The organism is Bradyrhizobium sp. USDA 3364 (assembly GCF_054056355.1).
Map to the genome: position 1 here is coordinate 6715249 of NZ_JBSRYG010000002.1, position 16493 is coordinate 6731741.

The 16493-nt window shown below is 66.5% G+C and carries 12 protein-coding genes; 5 read left to right on the forward strand and 7 right to left on the reverse strand.

Annotated elements, in window-relative coordinates; genetic code table 11:
• Positions 1-3: 3 nt before the first annotated feature.
• From ACVILL_RS31365 to ACVILL_RS31375, 3 genes are all read right to left on the reverse strand, one after another.
• Positions 4-1944: a glycosyltransferase gene (locus ACVILL_RS31365; protein WP_456732598.1), complete on the reverse strand. Its 1941-nt coding sequence runs from the start codon at positions 1942-1944 to the stop codon at positions 4-6.
• Between the two features lie 17 nt (positions 1945-1961).
• Positions 1962-2144, reverse strand: a complete 183-nt coding sequence (locus ACVILL_RS31370) for a hypothetical protein (RefSeq protein ID WP_456732599.1) — start codon at positions 2142-2144, stop codon at positions 1962-1964.
• A 202-nt stretch (positions 2145-2346) separates the two neighbouring features.
• Positions 2347-2781 carry a hypothetical protein gene (locus ACVILL_RS31375; RefSeq protein ID WP_456732600.1) on the reverse strand — a complete coding sequence of 145 codons (435 nt, stop codon included), beginning with the start codon at positions 2779-2781 and terminating at the stop codon, positions 2347-2349.
• A gap of 162 nt (positions 2782-2943) precedes the next feature.
• Between ACVILL_RS31375 and ACVILL_RS31380 the strand changes: the two genes are divergently transcribed.
• Together ACVILL_RS31380 and ACVILL_RS31385 are read left to right on the forward strand one after the other, a co-directional pair.
• Positions 2944-3819, forward strand: a complete 876-nt coding sequence (locus ACVILL_RS31380; protein ID WP_456732601.1) for a DUF6502 family protein — start codon at positions 2944-2946, stop codon at positions 3817-3819.
• On the forward strand, positions 3816-5087 hold the full coding sequence (locus ACVILL_RS31385; RefSeq protein WP_456732602.1) for a DUF5666 domain-containing protein: 1272 nt from the start codon (positions 3816-3818) through the stop codon (positions 5085-5087). The genes ACVILL_RS31380 and ACVILL_RS31385 overlap by 4 nt, the downstream gene beginning before the upstream one ends.
• 69 nt (positions 5088-5156) lie before the next feature.
• On the opposite strand, the gene ACVILL_RS31390 is transcribed toward ACVILL_RS31385, so the two are convergent.
• A complete protein-coding gene (locus ACVILL_RS31390; protein WP_456732603.1) occupies positions 5157-6518 on the reverse strand; it encodes a peptidoglycan DD-metalloendopeptidase family protein in 1362 nt (453 codons plus the stop codon).
• Positions 6519-6618: 100 nt separating this feature from the next.
• Positions 6619-7347, reverse strand: a complete 729-nt coding sequence (locus ACVILL_RS31395) for a peroxiredoxin (RefSeq protein WP_456732604.1) — start codon at positions 7345-7347, stop codon at positions 6619-6621.
• A gap of 228 nt (positions 7348-7575) precedes the next feature.
• Here ACVILL_RS31395 and ACVILL_RS31400 point away from each other — a divergent pair, with 228 nt between their 5' ends.
• The gene (locus tag ACVILL_RS31400) at positions 7576-11274 is read left to right on the forward strand and encodes a hypothetical protein (RefSeq protein WP_456732605.1); all 3699 of its coding nucleotides are present in this window, start codon (positions 7576-7578) and stop codon (positions 11272-11274) included.
• Positions 11275-11919: 645 nt separating this feature from the next.
• Here ACVILL_RS31400 and ACVILL_RS31405 read toward each other — a convergent pair.
• Together ACVILL_RS31405 and tyrS are read right to left on the reverse strand one after the other, a co-directional pair.
• Complete coding sequence (locus ACVILL_RS31405) at positions 11920-13167, reverse strand: MFS transporter (RefSeq protein WP_456732606.1); 1248 nt, start codon at positions 13165-13167, stop codon at positions 11920-11922.
• Between the two features lie 56 nt (positions 13168-13223).
• Positions 13224-14477: a tyrosine--tRNA ligase gene (gene tyrS / locus ACVILL_RS31410; RefSeq protein WP_456732607.1), complete on the reverse strand. Its 1254-nt coding sequence runs from the start codon at positions 14475-14477 to the stop codon at positions 13224-13226.
• Positions 14478-14628: 151 nt separating this feature from the next.
• Here tyrS and ACVILL_RS31415 point away from each other — a divergent pair, with 151 nt between their 5' ends.
• Both ACVILL_RS31415 and ACVILL_RS31420 read left to right on the forward strand, forming a co-directional pair.
• On the forward strand, positions 14629-15732 hold the full coding sequence (locus tag ACVILL_RS31415; RefSeq protein ID WP_456732608.1) for an anhydro-N-acetylmuramic acid kinase: 1104 nt from the start codon (positions 14629-14631) through the stop codon (positions 15730-15732).
• Between the two features lie 82 nt (positions 15733-15814).
• Positions 15815-16492 (forward strand): glutathione S-transferase family protein, encoded by a 678-nt coding sequence (locus ACVILL_RS31420; RefSeq protein WP_456732609.1) that lies wholly within the window; start codon positions 15815-15817, stop codon positions 16490-16492.
• The last annotated feature ends 1 nt before the right edge of the window (position 16493 follow it).

The following is a 16493-nucleotide window of genomic DNA, read 5'->3' on the forward strand; positions in this document are numbered from 1 at the left end:
GTGCTAGATCCAGAACGCCGCTTTGCGCAGGTGCACGATGGTGACGGTCGCGGCGACCGCGAGCGCGGCGAGGCAGGCCAGCACATAGATCACGCTCGTCATCGCGACGTGATCGGTCGCCAGCGGATCCCGCCAGATCGCGAACAGATGGGTCAGCGGATTGAGCCGCATCACGGTCGAGCCGCGATCGATCATCTCCGATGTCCAGATGATCGGCGAAGCCAGGAATGCCAGCGTCAGCGAGGACTCGATGATCGGCTTGATATCGCGGTAGCGCGTCGCCAGTGCGCCGAGCACGAGGCTCAGGGCCATTGTACAAGCGACGAACAAAGCGAAGCCGGGCAGGGCGGCGATGGCGCCGCTGAAATCGCGCGGCGTCAGCGCGAGCCACAGCACCAACGGCACGACCGCGTTGTGGGCCGCGAACAGTGCCTGCCGGAAAGTACATTGCAGCAGGAAGATCACCGGCGGCAGCGCGCGATCCTTGATCAGGCTGGCCGAGTTCTGCAACGCGGTGGTGGCGTCGAGCACGACGCTGTTGAGGAAGGTCCAGGCCGTGAGGCTCGCGGCCAGCATCGGCAGCCGCGCCACCGCGCTGGCGTTGGAGAGATGGCCGATGACCGAGCCGAGCACGGCCACCATGATCGCCATCTGGATCGACATCCAGAAGGGTCCAAGGAGGGAGCGGACGTAACGATGCCGCATGTCGGACCATGCCAGCGCGGCGGCGATCCGGATCGCGCCGACGCGACCGGCCATTTGGGGATGCAAGCCTGGGGCTGACGAGCCTGCATCCTTCGTGGCGGCCTCTTCGGCAACGACCTTGCGGTACACCGTCTCCACTCCCTCCTTGAAGGCTGTTGTCGAGTATTCTGTCATCGCGCGATGCCGCGCGGCCTGACCCATGCGGCGGCGCCGCTCCGGATCGTTGATCAGCGTCTCGATGGCGTCGGCGAGTGCGGTGGGATCGCCGGGCGGCACCGTGATGGCTTCGAGGCCGTGCCGGGCGACATGCGGAACGCCGGTGTCGAGCGCGGTGTTGACGATGGGGCGGCTCGCGGCCATCGCCTCGAGCTGCACCAGGCCGAAAGTCTCGGCATTTGTCACCGACGGCATCACGAACACGTCGGCGATGCGCATCAGCTTGACGCGCTCGCTCTCGGACACCGAGCCGAGCAGGCGGACGCGGTCCTGCAGGCCATAGTCGCGGATCAGCTGCTCGAGATTCTCGCGCTCGCGGCCCTCGCCGACGATCCAGACCTCGAAGTTGCGGGCATGGGCTGATCGCACCAGCACGTCGAAGCCCTTGTAGGGGACGAGCCGTCCGCAGGCGAGGACCAGGCGGCCGCGGATGTTGACGTCGTCCATTTGCGCGGCCGGCCGGTCATATTTCGCAACGTCCACACCAAATGGAACGGCGTGGCATTTGTCGGCAAATTCCTGCAGCAGCGGTGCGGTTTCGATCAGCACCGGATCGGACACGATGATCGCCGCGGCGCGCCGCAAGGTCCGCCGCATCATCGGCTCGACGAGAAAGCGCAACGCCGCGTGCGAGACGATGTCGGCGTGCCAGTGCACGACCAGCGGACGGGTGCGGCCGAGCCCGAACGCGAACACGAGGTCGGCGAGCGGGAAGGGCGCGTGCAGCGCCAGCAGATCGTGATCGGCGATGCGGCGCCACAGCCGCCACGGGTAGGTCGGCGCCGCCGGCAGCGACAGCACGTCGCCGAACGAATGCACGCGCTCGACGGCAACGTCGTTGACCACGATCTGCCGCTCGCCGCCGGAGCGCGAGCAGACCAGTACGGCGGCGTTGAAGGTGTCCTTCAGCCCAGCGCAGATGTCGCGGATCACCGTCAGCGTGCCGCCGAACAGGTCGGGGTAGTAGACCTTGAAGATGTGCAGCACCGATGGACGCCGGGCCGGCTCGTTGACGACGATCATGGGCGGCTCGATCCGGATCATGCTGCGTACAGGGCGAGAACGAACGGCAGCGCCAGCGCGGCGAAGAACACCGCGGAACGCAGCAGCGCCGGAAACACCGGCTCGATCGGGCCGCAGGGCGCCTGCGGCGTGAACCAGCAAGACGCCTGCGGCGTGAAGCGGAGTGTGGTGGCGGCGAACCGGACCGAACGAAGAGACATTGCGTCGGATTCCCTGCTGAACGGATTCTGGATACGTGGGAAAATTTCACACGTCAATGACGTCGGACTAAAGTGTGGGATTATGTCCCACGTATGGCGGTGGACAACTTTTTTGCGGGGGAGGGATCGGCGCGCATGACGGTACGCTCGCGCCGCAACCTCGCGCGACCGAGGAACCAATGCGGAAGTGTCTAGCGGAGCGTCAGGCCGGCTCGGCCGCGTTGCTCGCGGCGGACGCCTGCAGCTGAAGCCTGATGGCGGCGATGTCGAAATGGATTCGCTCGGGCAGCATCGCGGCGACGGGCCGCTGCAGGTCCTGCTCGATGACGACGCGCTTGCCGCCGTCCGACGTCAGCGCGATCGAGATCGATTTCGCCCGCGGCTCGGTGCAGAGGCCGGCATGCGCGCGGCTGGCATATTCGCCGGAGCGCAGGGCACCGAAGCCGAAGGCGAGCAGGCGGCCGTAGATGTACAGCGCCAGCAAATCGATTTCGTCGAAGCGGCGCGGCGTGCCGGGAACCACGCCCGGCAGGCAGGGATAGCCGCCCGCCATCACCGTCGACACGAACTCCTCGTAGGGAACCTGGGCGATCCGGCAGGCTTCTGCGATCGCGAGGTCGAATCGGGCAGATGTCATGCAGCGGTCCGTATCGATGGCGGCAGTGCCGGGCCCCGCGACGTCAGCGCCCGCAAGCGTGCGTTGCGTCCCGAGGTATCTTTGTTTCCCATAAGTGGGAAAATGTCACACGTCAAGTGAGGTGGGATTGTATCCCACGCAGCGGGCGGCTAAAACTTGGGCATGAATGCCAAGGCCCCGAAGTCGAAGGTGGGATCGTCCGCGCCGATCGCCGCAGCGCAGCTGCATTCGCCGTTGGCGCGGATGCTGCGCCCGCTGGTCCGGCTTTGCATCCGCGGCGGCATGACGTTCCCGGCGCTGACCCAGCTGCTGCGCGAGCTCTATGTCAACGTCGCCGAGCATGATTTCGCGCTCGAAGGCAAGGAGCAGACCGACAGCCGCGTCAGCCTGTTGACCGGCATCCACCGCAAGGAGGTGGGGCGGCTCCGCGGCGCGGGCGCGCCGGTCAATGCGGTGCCGGCGACCTTGTCGCGCACCAGCGCGATCATCGCACGCTGGCTGGCCGCGCCCGAGTTCACCGATGCGAAGGGCGATCCGTTGCCGCTGCCGCGCACCGCGGACGGCGGCGCGCCGTCGTTCGAGACGCTGGTCGAATCGATCACCAAGGACGTGCGGCCGCGCGCGGTGCTGGACGAATGGCTCGACCGCAAGCTCGTCACCATCAATGACGACGACGAGATCATGCTGGTCGAGGAGGCCTTCGTGCCGCATGGCGACGACGATCGCAAATGGCACTATCTCGGGCGCAATCTGCACGACCATGTCGCGGCCGCCGAGCTCAACGTGTCCTCGGCCGCGCCGCGCTTCCTCGAACGCGCGGTGCATTACGACGGCCTGTCGGCCAAGCTGGCAAAACGACTTGAAGGCCGCTCGCGCGAGCTCGCGATGGAGGCGTTGAAGGTCGCCAACCGCGAAGCCAACCGCGCGCTCGCAAAAGACAAGGGCGGCGATTACCGCTGGAATTTCGGCATCTACATCTATCGCGAGGGCCCCGACGGCCCGGTCGATGATGATGCCGACGAAGGCGGTGCGTCGTGAACGGCCCACCGGCGATCTCCCGCCGCGCGCTGCTGATCGGCTTCTGGCTTGCCGGAACGTCGCTCGCCGGCGCGCAGGTGAAGAAGCGCGGCAACGATCAGGGCATCGGCGGCACCGGGATCACCGGCTCCGATCAAGGTATCGGCGGCACCGGCATCGTCGGCGTGATCCAGCGTTTCGGCTCGATCTATGTCAACGGCGAGCGCGTCGCCTATGCGGCCGACGTGCCGGTCAGGATCGACGGCGAGGCGGCGAGTGCCAAGGCGCTGCGGATCGGACAGCTTGCGCGCGTGGTGGCGGAACGCGATGCCGGCGGCACGTTGTCGACCAGGCGGATCGATGTGACGAGCGAGGTGACCGGGCCGGTCGAGCAGGTGAAACCGGGCGAACTGACGGTGCTCGGCCAGAAAGTCGCCTGGACCGGCCGCGAGAGCTGGCTGAAGCCGGGCGCGCAGGTCGCGGTGTTCGGGCTGCGCCGCACCGACGGCGTCGTCGTCGCAAGTCTGGTGCAGGAGCGCCATGACGCCGCGATGCGCGTCGCCGGTCCGCTCGAGCGCGACCGCGCAGGCACCTTGCGGATCGGCGAGCTCAAGCTCGCCGGCGTCGACGCGGCGCTGGTCGGTCAGCGCGTGCAGGCCGAGGGCCATGTTGCGCAGGGCGTGATGCAGGTGTCGCGCAGCCGCGCCGACGACTTCTCCGATCTCACCGGCGCCAAGCGATTGTTGATCGAGGCCTATGTGCGGCGGGTCGGCAATGATCTGCAGCTCGGCTCCGGCTTCGTCGCGCGCGATCATTCGCGCTTCTCGCCGGCGGCCGATACGCGCGTCGTCGTCAACGCAGAGCTGTCGGGTACACGCGAACTGCGCGTCGAGTCGGTGCAATCGGTCGGCAAGTTCCCGGGCTCGTCGGTGCGCAATCCCGGCACGCCCGGCCGCGGCTCGGGTGGCGGCGGACTGGGGCCGGGACATGGATCGGGCCACGGATCAGGCCACGGATCAGGACCTGGACCGGGCGGGCGCGGCGCGCCGGGCGGCGGTCCGGCTGGAGGCCCCGGCGGAGGGCCGTCCGGTGCGCCGGGTGGCGCGCCGCCCGGCGGCAGTGCTGCACCGGATCCCCTGGGTGGCGGAGCGACCGGCCCTGGCCCCGGCGGCTTCGGACCGCCCGGCGGACCCTTCGGTCCCGGCGGCGGCGGTGGCCCGTTCGGGCCTGGCGGCGGATTCGGTGGCGGCGGGCCGGGTGGCGGCATGGGCGGCGGCGGCCGGCGCTGAGCCGCAAATGCAAACCGGCGCAAGCGAGACGCTTGCGCCGATGTTCAGATCGATCGTTGTGGGCTTGAGCTAGCCCGCGCTGAGCCGGACACCGGCGCGCAGGAACTTCTGCGGATCGACCGCTTCGCCGTCGATCCGGGTCTCATAGTGCAGATGCGGACCGGTGGAGCGGCCGGTCGAACCGACGGCGCCGATCACCTGGCCGATCCTGACGTACTCACCGACCTTGACGCCGATCTCGGAGAGGTGGCCGTAGCGGGTCGACAGGCCGTTGCCGTGATCGACTTCGACCATGCGGCCGTACCCGCCGGCCCAGCCCGCCGACACCACCTTGCCGTTGGCCGTGACGCGCACCGGATCGCCCTGCGCGGCGCGGAAGTCGAGACCGGTGTGCATCGCGGGCCGGCCGAGGAACGGATCGGTGCGGACGCCGAAGCCGCTGGTGAACTCGACCTCGCCGACCACGGGCTTGCGGTAGGGCACCAGCGCAAGCGTCTGGTTCAGCCGCTGCATCTGCGCGCGATTGATGTTGATGCGGTAGAGCTGGCGCTCGAACGGACCGGCGTCGGCGGAAAGTTTCACCGGCACGAACGGGCCGCCCATGCCGGAGCGCGGCGCAGCTGCTTCGAGATGCGCCATGTTGAGGCCGAGGTCGGAGATCACGCCGCGCATCCGCCGCACCTTGGAATCGATGCTCTCCTCAACCGAGGAGAGGGCTGCGACCTGGCGCCGCTCGACCTGGTCAAGCGAGGTCTGCAGACGGACCAGGACGTTGTCGACGCCTTGTGCCTTGGCGAATTGGTTCGGCTGCGTCTTGGCGATCAGCGGTGCGCGCGATTCGAGCCGCGCCTCGCGATCCGGCGGCGCCACGAAGATCACGGTGTCGCTGATCGGGGACGGCTTCGGCGTGCCGGAGGAGGGCGCCGCCTCGGCGCGGCCCTGCGGCTTGATCGATCCGGTGGTCGCAGCGTCAGGCATCGCGCCGAGCGCGGTGGCGCGCGATTCCAGCGTCGACTGCCGTTTCATGATCTGGTCGAGCTTCTGGTCGAACTGTTCCTGGTCGAGCAGCTGGCGGCTGGTGGTGCGGTCCACCTTGGCGCGCAGCTCGGAGATGCGGTCCTCGTAGGCATATTGCATCTCGGCCTGGCGCGCGATCAGCCGGGTCAGCACGTCGTCGCGGAACGCGAAGTAGGTCGCGGTCGCCGCCGACCACATGCCGAGCAGGACCACGGTGCCGACCGCGATCCAGAAGACGACCGGTCCGAACCGGACCTGCTTGCCGGCGTGGACCAGCGTGTAGCCCTCGCCGGAGGCCGCCGCGGCAGCAGCCGGTGCGGCATGATGGGCGGCCGGACGGCGCGACGGCGTCCGGCCATGGTCCTGGGGATGATGGTGTTTCTGGTATTCGTGGTGACCGGACCGGCTCGACATCGGTACTCCCGCGGCCGGTCGGACCAAGCTCCGTACGGCTAATTTGCGGGGCCGATTTGAGCCCTGTATGGTTAATTTTCAGGAAACGGAACCGCTCCCGTCAGAGCGATCGGGCGGCCTCCAGTACCGCTTCGGCATGGCCGTCGACCTTCACATGGCGCCAGATGCGGGCGACTTTTCCACTGGAATCGACCAGAACCGTGGTGCGAATAATTCCCATGAAGGTCCTGCCATACATAGATTTTTCGCCCCAGGCGCCATACGCCTCCAGCATCTGATGCGCGCCGTCCGAGACCAGCGGCACCGCAAGCTGGTGTTTGTTTCGAAATGACTCCTGCGCCTTAACCGTATCGGCGGAAATGCCGACCACTTCGGTGCCGTTGGCGATGAACTCGCTTTTGAGCCGGGTGAAATCGATTGCCTCCCTCGTGCAGCCCGGGGTGTCGGCGCGCGGATAGAAGAACAGCACCAGTTTCTTGCCGGCGAAATCCGCAAGCGAAACGCTGCCTCCACCGTCGCGCGGCAGGTCGAACGCCGGTGCCGCGGCGCCTTCGGCCAGTGTGACGGCGGACGGTTTGGTCACGGTCGCGGCCGGCTCTAGCTTTAACGGTTTCGATGCGGCCTTGTGCGAGGCTTTGGCTTGAACACCCGCGGCGGTCTTTGCCTTCGACGTTTTCTTGGTCGTCTTCTTGGCCGCTGCCTTCTTCGCAACCGCTGTGCGGGTTTTCGTCGCGGACTTCCCAGTGCTTGCGCTTGCGGCGCGCGCAGCCTTTGTTGCGACCCGCTTTCCGGTTGTGTTGGAGGATTTCATGCGCGTTTTCTTGGACATACGCCTTCCTTTCGTCGCTTTCCGAAGCTCAACCATTGGGGTATTGCGGGTCTTATTCGCGGCGGCCGGATTCGCAGCGGCCGCTGGGCAAGTTTGATGGCCACGGAGTATGGTGACAAGGAATTCGACGCGTTACCCGTCCGCTTGCTGAATTGTCGTTTGATTGGTTGGTTTGGTCCGTTCCGGGGGCCATCGGCGAGTAACATGATTAGGCGAGGATAGGCGGCGATGCCGGCACAGGAGCGCTCGATACGAATCGAGGGGCGCCCCGATGGCGGCGATCAGCTTCGCCGTCAGCACCGAGAGGCAATGGCAAGGAACACGTCGCCGCAGGGTCCAAATCCGCGCGCCGGAGCTGACTTCTCGCAATGGGAAGACGACGCCGCGTGGGACGAGCAGGATGAGGCGGCGGGCAACCGTGCGCGGCAATTGCTGGCGCGTTCCAATACCAACCTGCACCGCTTCACCGATTTCTGCTCCGGCATGCAGCGCTGGCTGCATGGCGAGCGCTGGATCCGTCGCATCGGACTGGTGCTCGTGGTGCTGGTCTTGATGTTCGCGACCTGCTTCGGCGCACTGTGGTGGCGACTTGGCGCCGGTCCGATCAATCTCGATCTGGCGACGCCGTGGCTTGCCGCGGCGATCGAGGAAAACATCGGCCACGGCAACACGGTCGAGGTCGGCGGAACGCAGATCGAGCGTGCCGGCCGCGTGCGGATCGCGGTGCGCATCCGCGACATCATCGTCCGCGATCGCGACCATGCAGTCGTTGCCAGCGCGCCGAAAGCCGAAGTGCGCCTGTCGGGCACGGCGCTGCTGATGGGCCAGTTGCGGGCCGAGAGTCTCAATCTGGTCGATGCGGAACTGTCGGTGCGCATTACGCCCGACGGCAATGTGACGGTGTCCGCCGGAGACACCGCAAAGCCGCTGGCCACCGGCGTTGCCTCCAAGCGGGAGGCGGGCATGCCGCCGACATTCCCGCGCCCGGCGCCCGCAGCACCGCCGCCGGTTGCTGCGCCGCCGGCAGCCTCCGAGCCCTCTGCGGCCTTGCCCGATTCGGCCCAGAGCGGATTGCTCGCCGGTCTCGACTGGCTCGACAGCCTCAGCCTGACCGGCCTCGATGGTCAGAACCTCAACGAGATCGGCCTGAAGAACGGCAATCTCGTCGTCGACGACCAGCAGCGCGGCAACAAATGGAGCTTTGAGAATATCAGCCTGAGCCTGCGGCGCCCGAGCGGCGGTGGCGTTGCGCTCAGCTTCGGCGAGGAGGGCGCCAATCCCTGGTCGGTCCGCGTCCTGGTCGGACCGCAGCAGAACGGTGTGCGCTCGGTCGACATCAAGGCCGACAAGGTGTCGACCCGGAACATCCTGCTCGCGCTCAGGACCAAGGATCTGACCTACACCGCCGACCTGCCGCTGTCGGGCGAGCTGAAGGGCGAACTCGGCCGCGACGGCCTGCCGACCTATTTCCGCGGCAAGATCAATGTCGGCGCCGGCAACATCATCGACACCGACACGCCCGACTACCCGATGCCGGTCGATTCGGCCGAGATGAGCGTCGAATGGGATTCGGGGCGGCGCGTGCTGCTGGCGCCGATCAAGGTCATCTCGGGCGCCAACCGCATCACGCTGCTCGGGCATCTGGAGCCGCCGAACGACAACGTCACCGACTGGCAGGCGGGCCTGTCGGGCGGCACCATCGTGCTGGCCGACGCCGACAAGAACGAGCCGCCGCTGATCTTCAACCGCATCAACATCGGCTTCCGGTTCGACACCGAGAGGAAGCGGGTGCTGCTGACCCAGGCCGACATCTCCAATGGCGAGATCGGCGTCGCCGGCACCGGCAGCATCGACTATTCCGGCGAGCCGCGGTTGCAACTCGGTTTCGCCGGCACGCCGATGTCGGCCTCCGCCCTGAAGCGGATGTGGCCGGTCATCATCGTGCCCGAGGTGCGCGAATGGGTGCTCGAGCGGATCGACCGCGGCACGCTCCAGCGCATCGACGTCGGCGTCAATTCGCCGGTGCATAATCTGTCGCGCAAGGGACCGCCGATCCCGGATGACGGTCTCTCGGTCAACATCGTCGCCTCTGGAGTCACGGTCCGCCCGGTCGATCAGATGCCGGCGGTGCATGACGCGGATCTGAAGGCCAGGGTGACCGGCCGCACCGCGACCGTGACCATCAACCAGGGCATCGCCGACACGCCGGCGGGCCGCAAGATCACGATCTCGGATTTCACCTTCGAGGTGCCGGACATGGCGCCGAAGCCGTCGCCGTCGAAGGTCAAGTTCCGGGTCGATTGCCCGGTGCCGGCCGCCGCCGAAATTCTCGCCTCCGACCGGCTCAGCGATCTCTCCGGTCCTCCGATCGATCCCAACGCCAGCAAGGGCAACGTCACCGCCACGATCAATCTCGGTATGCCGGTGAAGGGCGAGCTGACCAAGGCCGATACGCTTTACTCCGTCACTGCGGATATCTCCGGCGTCGCGGTCGACAAGCTGGTGATGAACCAGAAGCTCGAGGCCAACGCGCTGAAGCTGGTTGCCAGCAACGCCGGCTTCCAGGTCAAGGGCGACGTCAAGATCAACGGGCAGGCGGCCTCGCTCGACTACCGCAAGCCGGCCGAAGGCGACGCCGACGTCAAGCTGCAGGCGACGCTCGACGATGCGGGCCGCGCGCGCCTCGGGCTCGATCTCGGTCCCGCGGTCTCCGGCGCGATCCCGATCAAGCTGAACGGCAAGATCGGCAGCGGCGACAACCCCACCACCAAGATGGGCGTCGAGGCCGACCTGACCCAGCTCAAGCTCGACAACATCCTGCCCGGCTGGGTCAAGGCGTCGGGCAGGGCCGGCAAGGCGACCTTCAACGTGGTGCCGAAGGGGCAATCGACGCGGTTCGAGGACATCTCGATCGACGGCGCCGGCGTGTCGATCAAGGGCGCGATCGAGGTCGACCAGAACGGCGACCTCATGAATGCGAACTTCCCGACCTATGCGCCGTCGGAAGGCGACAAGACGTCGCTGCGCGCCGATCGCGGTCCCGACGGTGTGATCAAGGTGACGATGCGCGGCGACGTGTTCGATGGCCGCGGCTTCCTGAAATCGGCGATCTCCGGCCGCGACAGCGATCCCAAGAGCAAGACCAGGACCACCGATTTCGATATCGACCTGAAACTCGGCGCGGTGGCAGGCTTCAACGGCGAGGCGCTGCGCGGCGTCGACGCGAAGGTCTCGCGCCGCAACGGGTACTTCAAGGCGTTTTCGCTGAGCGGCAAGGTCGGCCGCGATACCCCCGTCAACGCCGACCTGCGGCGTCAACAGGCGCGGGAAGTGATCCTCCTGCAAACCGCCGACGCCGGCTCGTTCCTGCGCTTCATCGACACCTATTCGAAGGTGGTCGGTGGCCAGCTCATGCTTGCGATGGAGCCGCCGATTCCCGAGCCGGGACCCAGGGAGGGGCTCCTCAATATCACCGGCTTCTCGGTGAAGGGCGAAACGCAGCTCGATCGCGCCGTCGCCGGCGGGCCGGTCAGCACCCAGAACGGCATCGGGTTCGATGCGCTGCGCGCCGAGTTCACACGCCAGAGCGGCCAGCTCTCGATCCGCAACGGCGTGGTCAAGGGACCGAGCATCGGCGCGACCATCGAGGGCAGCATCGACTATATCGGCAATCAGGTGCGCATGAACGGCACCTTCATTCCGATGTACGGGTTGAACAACATGTTCGGCCAGATCCCGTTCTTCGGGATATTCCTCGGCGCCGGCAGCAATGAAGGCCTGATCGGCGTGACCTATGAGGTGGTGGGAACGCCAAACCAGCCGGTGCTGCGTGTCAACCCGATCTCGGCGCTTGCGCCCGGCCTGACGCGCAAGATCTTCGAGTTCAAGCAGTACGGCCCGAACGATCTGCCGCCGACGAACAACTGAGAAAAGCGCGCATCACCGTCCGCTTTTGGCCCTCAACAGACATCCCGGCCATACCAATTCGATTCAGGAACATGTACGGCGGGTTTCCGTCCGCAACCATCCGAGGCGGGCGCCCCGAGTGCGAGCCCGCAGGAACCTTGCCCGACCTGGGATGTTGGAGAGCAATTCAACAACTCAGGAGGAGCTCTCATGAGGACGCTGTTATTGGCCGGCGCACTGGCGGTTGCCGGTTTCGCCATGGCCACGCCGATTTCCATTGCACCCGCGTCAGCTCAGGTTGCCGTTGATACTCCGCTCGGCGGCGTAAGAGTGGGCCCGCAGCCCCGTTACGATCGAGACTATGATCGGCCCGCTTACCGCGCCTACGGATATGATCGCGGATATCGCGGATGCCGCACCGTCACGATCGAGCGTGACGACGGTTCGGTCCGCAGGGTCCGTCGCTGCGACTAGCATCGGACTAGAAGATCGACCCCGGAGCGCGCACAAACGGCTCTCGCAACCAAGAAATTGGGAGCGATCCACTAGGGCCGCTCGAGTTGGCGGCCTCTTTCATTTCGCGAATGTCGCCTGTTGGCCTGCGGCCGACATGCATTCACATCGGCCGCTACGTCGCCTTCCGAGGGAAGCGGACGCACGTCTGGTTCACCGCCGCAGCGCCGGCACCACCAGGAACGGGATCAGGCCGAGCACCACATTGACCAGCGCGAACGCGATCAGCGGATTGTAGCTGTGGGCCCAGTCGTGGATCAGGCCGCCGCCCCATGAGCCGAGCCCGGAGCCGAGGCCGCTGCCGATCATGATGGTGCCGTAGATCGTGCCGACGCGCTCGCCGCGGAAGATCTTCAGCGCCGTCGCGGTGATCAGCGGCCCGCGCGAGCCGATCATGCTGCCGAAGCAGACGATGAAGCCGGTCAAGAGCCAGTAGTTCGGATACCACTGCAACAGCCAGAGCAGGATGATGCCTGCTATCGAGACGCCGTAGCTGAACAGTACCGAGGGCCGGCGGCCGATGATGCCGTCGAGGGTGGACACGCCGAGCATGCCGACGAACAGCGCGACGCCGGAGAAGCCCCAGGCGGTGGCCGCCTGCAACGGCGGAAAGCCGACATCGATCAGGTAGGCGACGATCTGCGCCGTCAGCGCATACATCGCAACCGCCGTGAAGAAGAAGGTCGAGAACAACGCCCAGAAGGCGTGGTGGCGCATCGCGCCAAGCAACGTCCAGCCTTCCTCGGCGAGGCCCGCTTGCGCCTTCTTCACGATATGCGGCGAGCCGCCGGCGAACAGCCGCCACGGCAGAAAGACGAGCGGAACAAGCAGACACAGCGCGCCGATGCCGAACACCTGATAGGCCGCGCGCCAGCCGATCCAGTCGATCAAGACCTGCGACAGCGGCAGCAGGATCAGCAGGCCGGCGCCGGTCGCCGAATACATCACGGCCATCGCGGTCGGCAGCCGCGGCCCGAACCAGCGGCCGAGCAGGATCGAGTTCGAGACGTTGCCGATCAGCGCGGTGCCGAAGCCGACGCAAAGCCCGACGCTGAGCTGGAATTGCGAGAGCTGTTGCGCGCGCGAGGCGATCAGGAATGCGCAGCCGAGCAGCAACAGACCGAGTGAATAGACCACGCGCGGACCCGAGCGGTCGAACAGGCGTCCGACCAGCGGCGCGGTGAGGCCACTGGCAAGCCAGGTCAGCGAATAGACCGACACGACAGAGGCGCGGTCCCAGCCGAAATTTTCCGAGATCGGCTTCAGGAACACCGTGAAGCTGTCGCTGAGGCCGCGCCCGAGCACCGACAGCACGAAGCAGAGCGCAAGCACGTTCAGCGCGGTGCGCGACTGTTTCGCCGGCGTTGCCAGCGTGTCGTTCGGAGGCGTGGTCTGGTCCATCGGAAAGACGGGAGCGCGCTTTCGGCACTCCCTGCAACCGACAAATGCGAATGCGCCTATGCAGGCCTCAGCAGGACGTGGCGCTTCTTGCCGAGCGACAGTTTCACCACGCCTTCCGGCGTGAGATTGACCGATGTCAGCAGCATCTTCTCGTCGGTGACGGCAGCATCGTTGACGCGCAGGCCGCCGCCCTTGATCTGCCGGCGCGCTTCGCCGTTGGAGGCGACGAGCTCGGCCTTGACGAAGGCGGCCAGCACGCCGACGCCGGCTTCAAATTCGCCGCGCGGAATTTCCACCGTCGGCAAGGTTTCGGCCAGCGCACCTTCCTCGAAGGTGCGGCGCGCGGTCTCGGCGGCCTCATTGGCCGCATCGCGGCCGTGGAGCAGGGCGGTCGCCTCTGTCGCCAGCACCTTCTTGGCTTCGTTGATCTCGCCGCCCGCCAGCGCCGCAAGCTTGCTGATCTCGCTCATCGGCAGGATCGTGAACAGCTTGAGGAACTTGACGACGTCGGCGTCCTCGACGTTGCGCCAGTACTGCCAGAAATCGTACGGCGAGAACTGGTCGGCATTGAGCCACACCGCGCCCTTGGCGGTCTTGCCCATCTTGTCGCCGGAGGCGGTGGTGAGCAGCGGCGTGGTCAGCGCGAACAGTTGCGGCGTGCCCATGCGGCGGCCGAGATCGACGCCGTTGACGATGTTGCCCCACTGGTCGGAGCCGCCCATCTGCAACCGGCAGCCGGTGCGGCGCGACAGCTCGACGAAGTCGTAGGCCTGGCAGACCATATAGTTGAACTCGATGAAGCTCATCTCCTGCTCGCGCTCGAGCCGGAGCCGCACCGAGTCCATCGTCAGCATGCGGTTGACCGAGAAGTGCCGGCCGATGTCGCGCAGCATCTCGATCCAGTTCAATTTCGTCAGCCACTCGGCGTTGTCGAGCATGATGGCGTCCGAATGTCCGTCACCATAGCGCAGCACCTTGGCGAACACGCCGCGGATCGAAGCCTTGTTGGCCTCGATCTCGGCGACCGTGCGCATCGCGCGCGTCTCGTCCTTGCCGGAGGGGTCGCCGACCATCGTGGTGCCGCCGCCCATCAGCGTGATCGGCTTGTTGCCGCTCTGCTGCAGCCAGTACAGCATCATCATGGTGAGGAAGTTGCCGATGTGCAGCGACGGCGCGGTGCAGTCGTAGCCGACATAGGCGGTAGCCTCGCCCTTCGCAGCAAGCGCGTCGAGGCCCTGGAAATCGGAGCACTGGTGGACGAAGCCGCGTTCCTGTAGAGTGTTCAGGAAATCCGATTTAAATGCAGTCATTTGTCGGCGAGCCAGATCATTCTTGTTTTACGGTTTTTGCATCTATTTGCGGAACTCTGACGTCGAGGCTCTCGCAGGCGGACGCGCAGTGGCATTATAGGATGTACTTGTTTGAGACAAGCCGGGGGTTCCCGGCTGGGGCGCTTCCAACATGATGTTAACGGCACTCGGTCTGATGAGCGGTACCTCGCTCGATGGGGTCGACGTGGCATTGATCGAGACCGACGGCCGCCAGATCAAGGCCTTCGGACCGTCGGGCTATCGGCCCTATACCGACGCCGAGCGCAGCCTGCTGCGCCAGGCGCTGACCGAGGCCGTTCACCTGTCGCAGCGCAACGCCCGGCCGGGGATCCTGCGGCAGGCCGAGCAGGCGGTCACGACAGCCCATGCCGAGGCGGTCGCCAACTTCACGGCGCAGAACCGGATCTCCGCCCAGGATATCGACATCGTCGGGTTCCATGGCCAGACCGTGCTGCATCGCCCCGAGCGGAGGCTGACGGTGCAGATCGGCGATGCCCTGGCGCTTGCCAAGGTGATCCACATTCCGGTGATGCACGATTTCCGGGCCGCCGACGTCGAAGCCGGCGGGCAGGGCGCGCCTTTCGTGCCGGTCTACCACCGCGCGCTGGCGCAATCGCTGAACCGCGAGGGGCCGATCGTCGTGGTCAATATCGGGGGCGTCTCCAACATCACCTATATCGACGGGACGGACACGCTGATCGCCTGCGACACCGGGCCGGGCAACGCGCTGCTCGACGACTTCATGTACCGCCAGATGCATCAGCCGTTCGATACTGCCGGCAAATTCGCGGCGCTCGGCAAACCGGATGACGTCTGGATCGCGCAGGCGCTCAAGCTGCCGTTCTTCTCGGCCCCGCCGCCGAAATCGCTCGACCGCAACGATTTCGCGAGCCTCAAGCTCGGCGCCGTGGCGCCGGCGGATGGCGCCGCGACCCTGACCGCCTTCACCGCGGCAGCAATCGCCCGGGTCGTGCCCCTGCTGCCGAAACGGCCGAAGAGCTGGATCATCTGCGGCGGCGGCGCCTCCAACCTCACGATGATGCGGATGCTGCGCGAGCGGCTGACGCCGGCGACCGTCGAGCCGGCCGAGGCGCTCGGCTGGGCCGCGGACGCGATCGAGGCGCAGGCGTTCGGCTTCCTCGCCGCGCGCGGCATGAAGGGCCTGCCGCTGAGCTATCCCGCCACCACGGGGGTGCCGATCCCGATGACCGGGGGCATCATCGCGCGACCGTGATTTAGATGCAAATGCATCTACCTTGACAGTTCCATGCGGCTGCATTTAATTCGATGCAGTTGCATTGAACGCGAGGTTTGCCATGGCCGCCCTGAAACTGATCAGCCACAAGCTCTGTCCCTATGTGCAGCGGGCGGTGATCGCGCTGCGCGAGAAGGGCGTGCCGTTCGAGCGGATCGACATCGATCTCGCCAACAAGCCGGACTGGTTCCTGAGGATCTCGCCGCTCGGCAAGGTGCCGGTGCTCGTCGTGACCCGCGACGACGGCAAGGAGGTCGCGCTGTTCGAGAGCAACGTGATCTGCGAGTACATCGAGGAAACGCAAGGCGGCGCCAGGCTGCATCCCGAGGACGCGCTGACGCGGGCCGAGCATCGCGCCTGGATGGAGTTCGGCTCGGCCATTCTCGGCGATCTCTGGGGGCTCGAGACCGCGACCGATGCCGCGACCTTCGACAGCAAGCGGCAGGCGGTCGCCGCAAAATTCGCCCGCGTCGAGGCGGCGCTCGGCGCAGGTCCGTGCTTCGCAGGCCCGCGCTTCAGCCTGGTCGATGCGGTGTTCGCGCCGATCTTCCGCTATTTCGATCTGTTCGACCAGCTGACCGATCTCGCGGTGTTCACGCATACACCCAAGCTGCGCGCCTGGCGCAGCGCGCTGGCCCAGCGGCCGAGCGTGCACGGCGCGGTATCACCGGATTATCCCGCGCTGCTGCACGCATTCCTGGTCGGCCACCGCGCGCACATGCTGAAGCTCGCGGCGTAAG

Coding starts and splice junctions, on each gene's coding strand:
- ACVILL_RS31415 (WP_456732608.1), top strand. CDS start 14,629: ATGATGTTAACGGCACTCGGTCTGATGAGCGGTACCTCGCTCGATGGG.
- ACVILL_RS31365 (WP_456732598.1), bottom strand. CDS start 1,944: ATGATCGTCGTCAACGAGCCGGCCCGGCGTCCATCGGTGCTGCACATC.
- ACVILL_RS31375 (WP_456732600.1), bottom strand. CDS start 2,781: ATGACATCTGCCCGATTCGACCTCGCGATCGCAGAAGCCTGCCGGATC.
- ACVILL_RS31390 (WP_456732603.1), bottom strand. CDS start 6,518: ATGTCGAGCCGGTCCGGTCACCACGAATACCAGAAACACCATCATCCC.
- ACVILL_RS31420 (WP_456732609.1), top strand. CDS start 15,815: ATGGCCGCCCTGAAACTGATCAGCCACAAGCTCTGTCCCTATGTGCAG.
- ACVILL_RS31380 (WP_456732601.1), top strand. CDS start 2,944: ATGAATGCCAAGGCCCCGAAGTCGAAGGTGGGATCGTCCGCGCCGATC.
- tyrS (WP_456732607.1), bottom strand. CDS start 14,477: ATGACTGCATTTAAATCGGATTTCCTGAACACTCTACAGGAACGCGGC.
- ACVILL_RS31400 (WP_456732605.1), top strand. CDS start 7,576: ATGCCGGCACAGGAGCGCTCGATACGAATCGAGGGGCGCCCCGATGGC.
- ACVILL_RS31395 (WP_456732604.1), bottom strand. CDS start 7,347: ATGTCCAAGAAAACGCGCATGAAATCCTCCAACACAACCGGAAAGCGG.
- ACVILL_RS31405 (WP_456732606.1), bottom strand. CDS start 13,167: ATGGACCAGACCACGCCTCCGAACGACACGCTGGCAACGCCGGCGAAA.
- ACVILL_RS31370 (WP_456732599.1), bottom strand. CDS start 2,144: ATGTCTCTTCGTTCGGTCCGGTTCGCCGCCACCACACTCCGCTTCACG.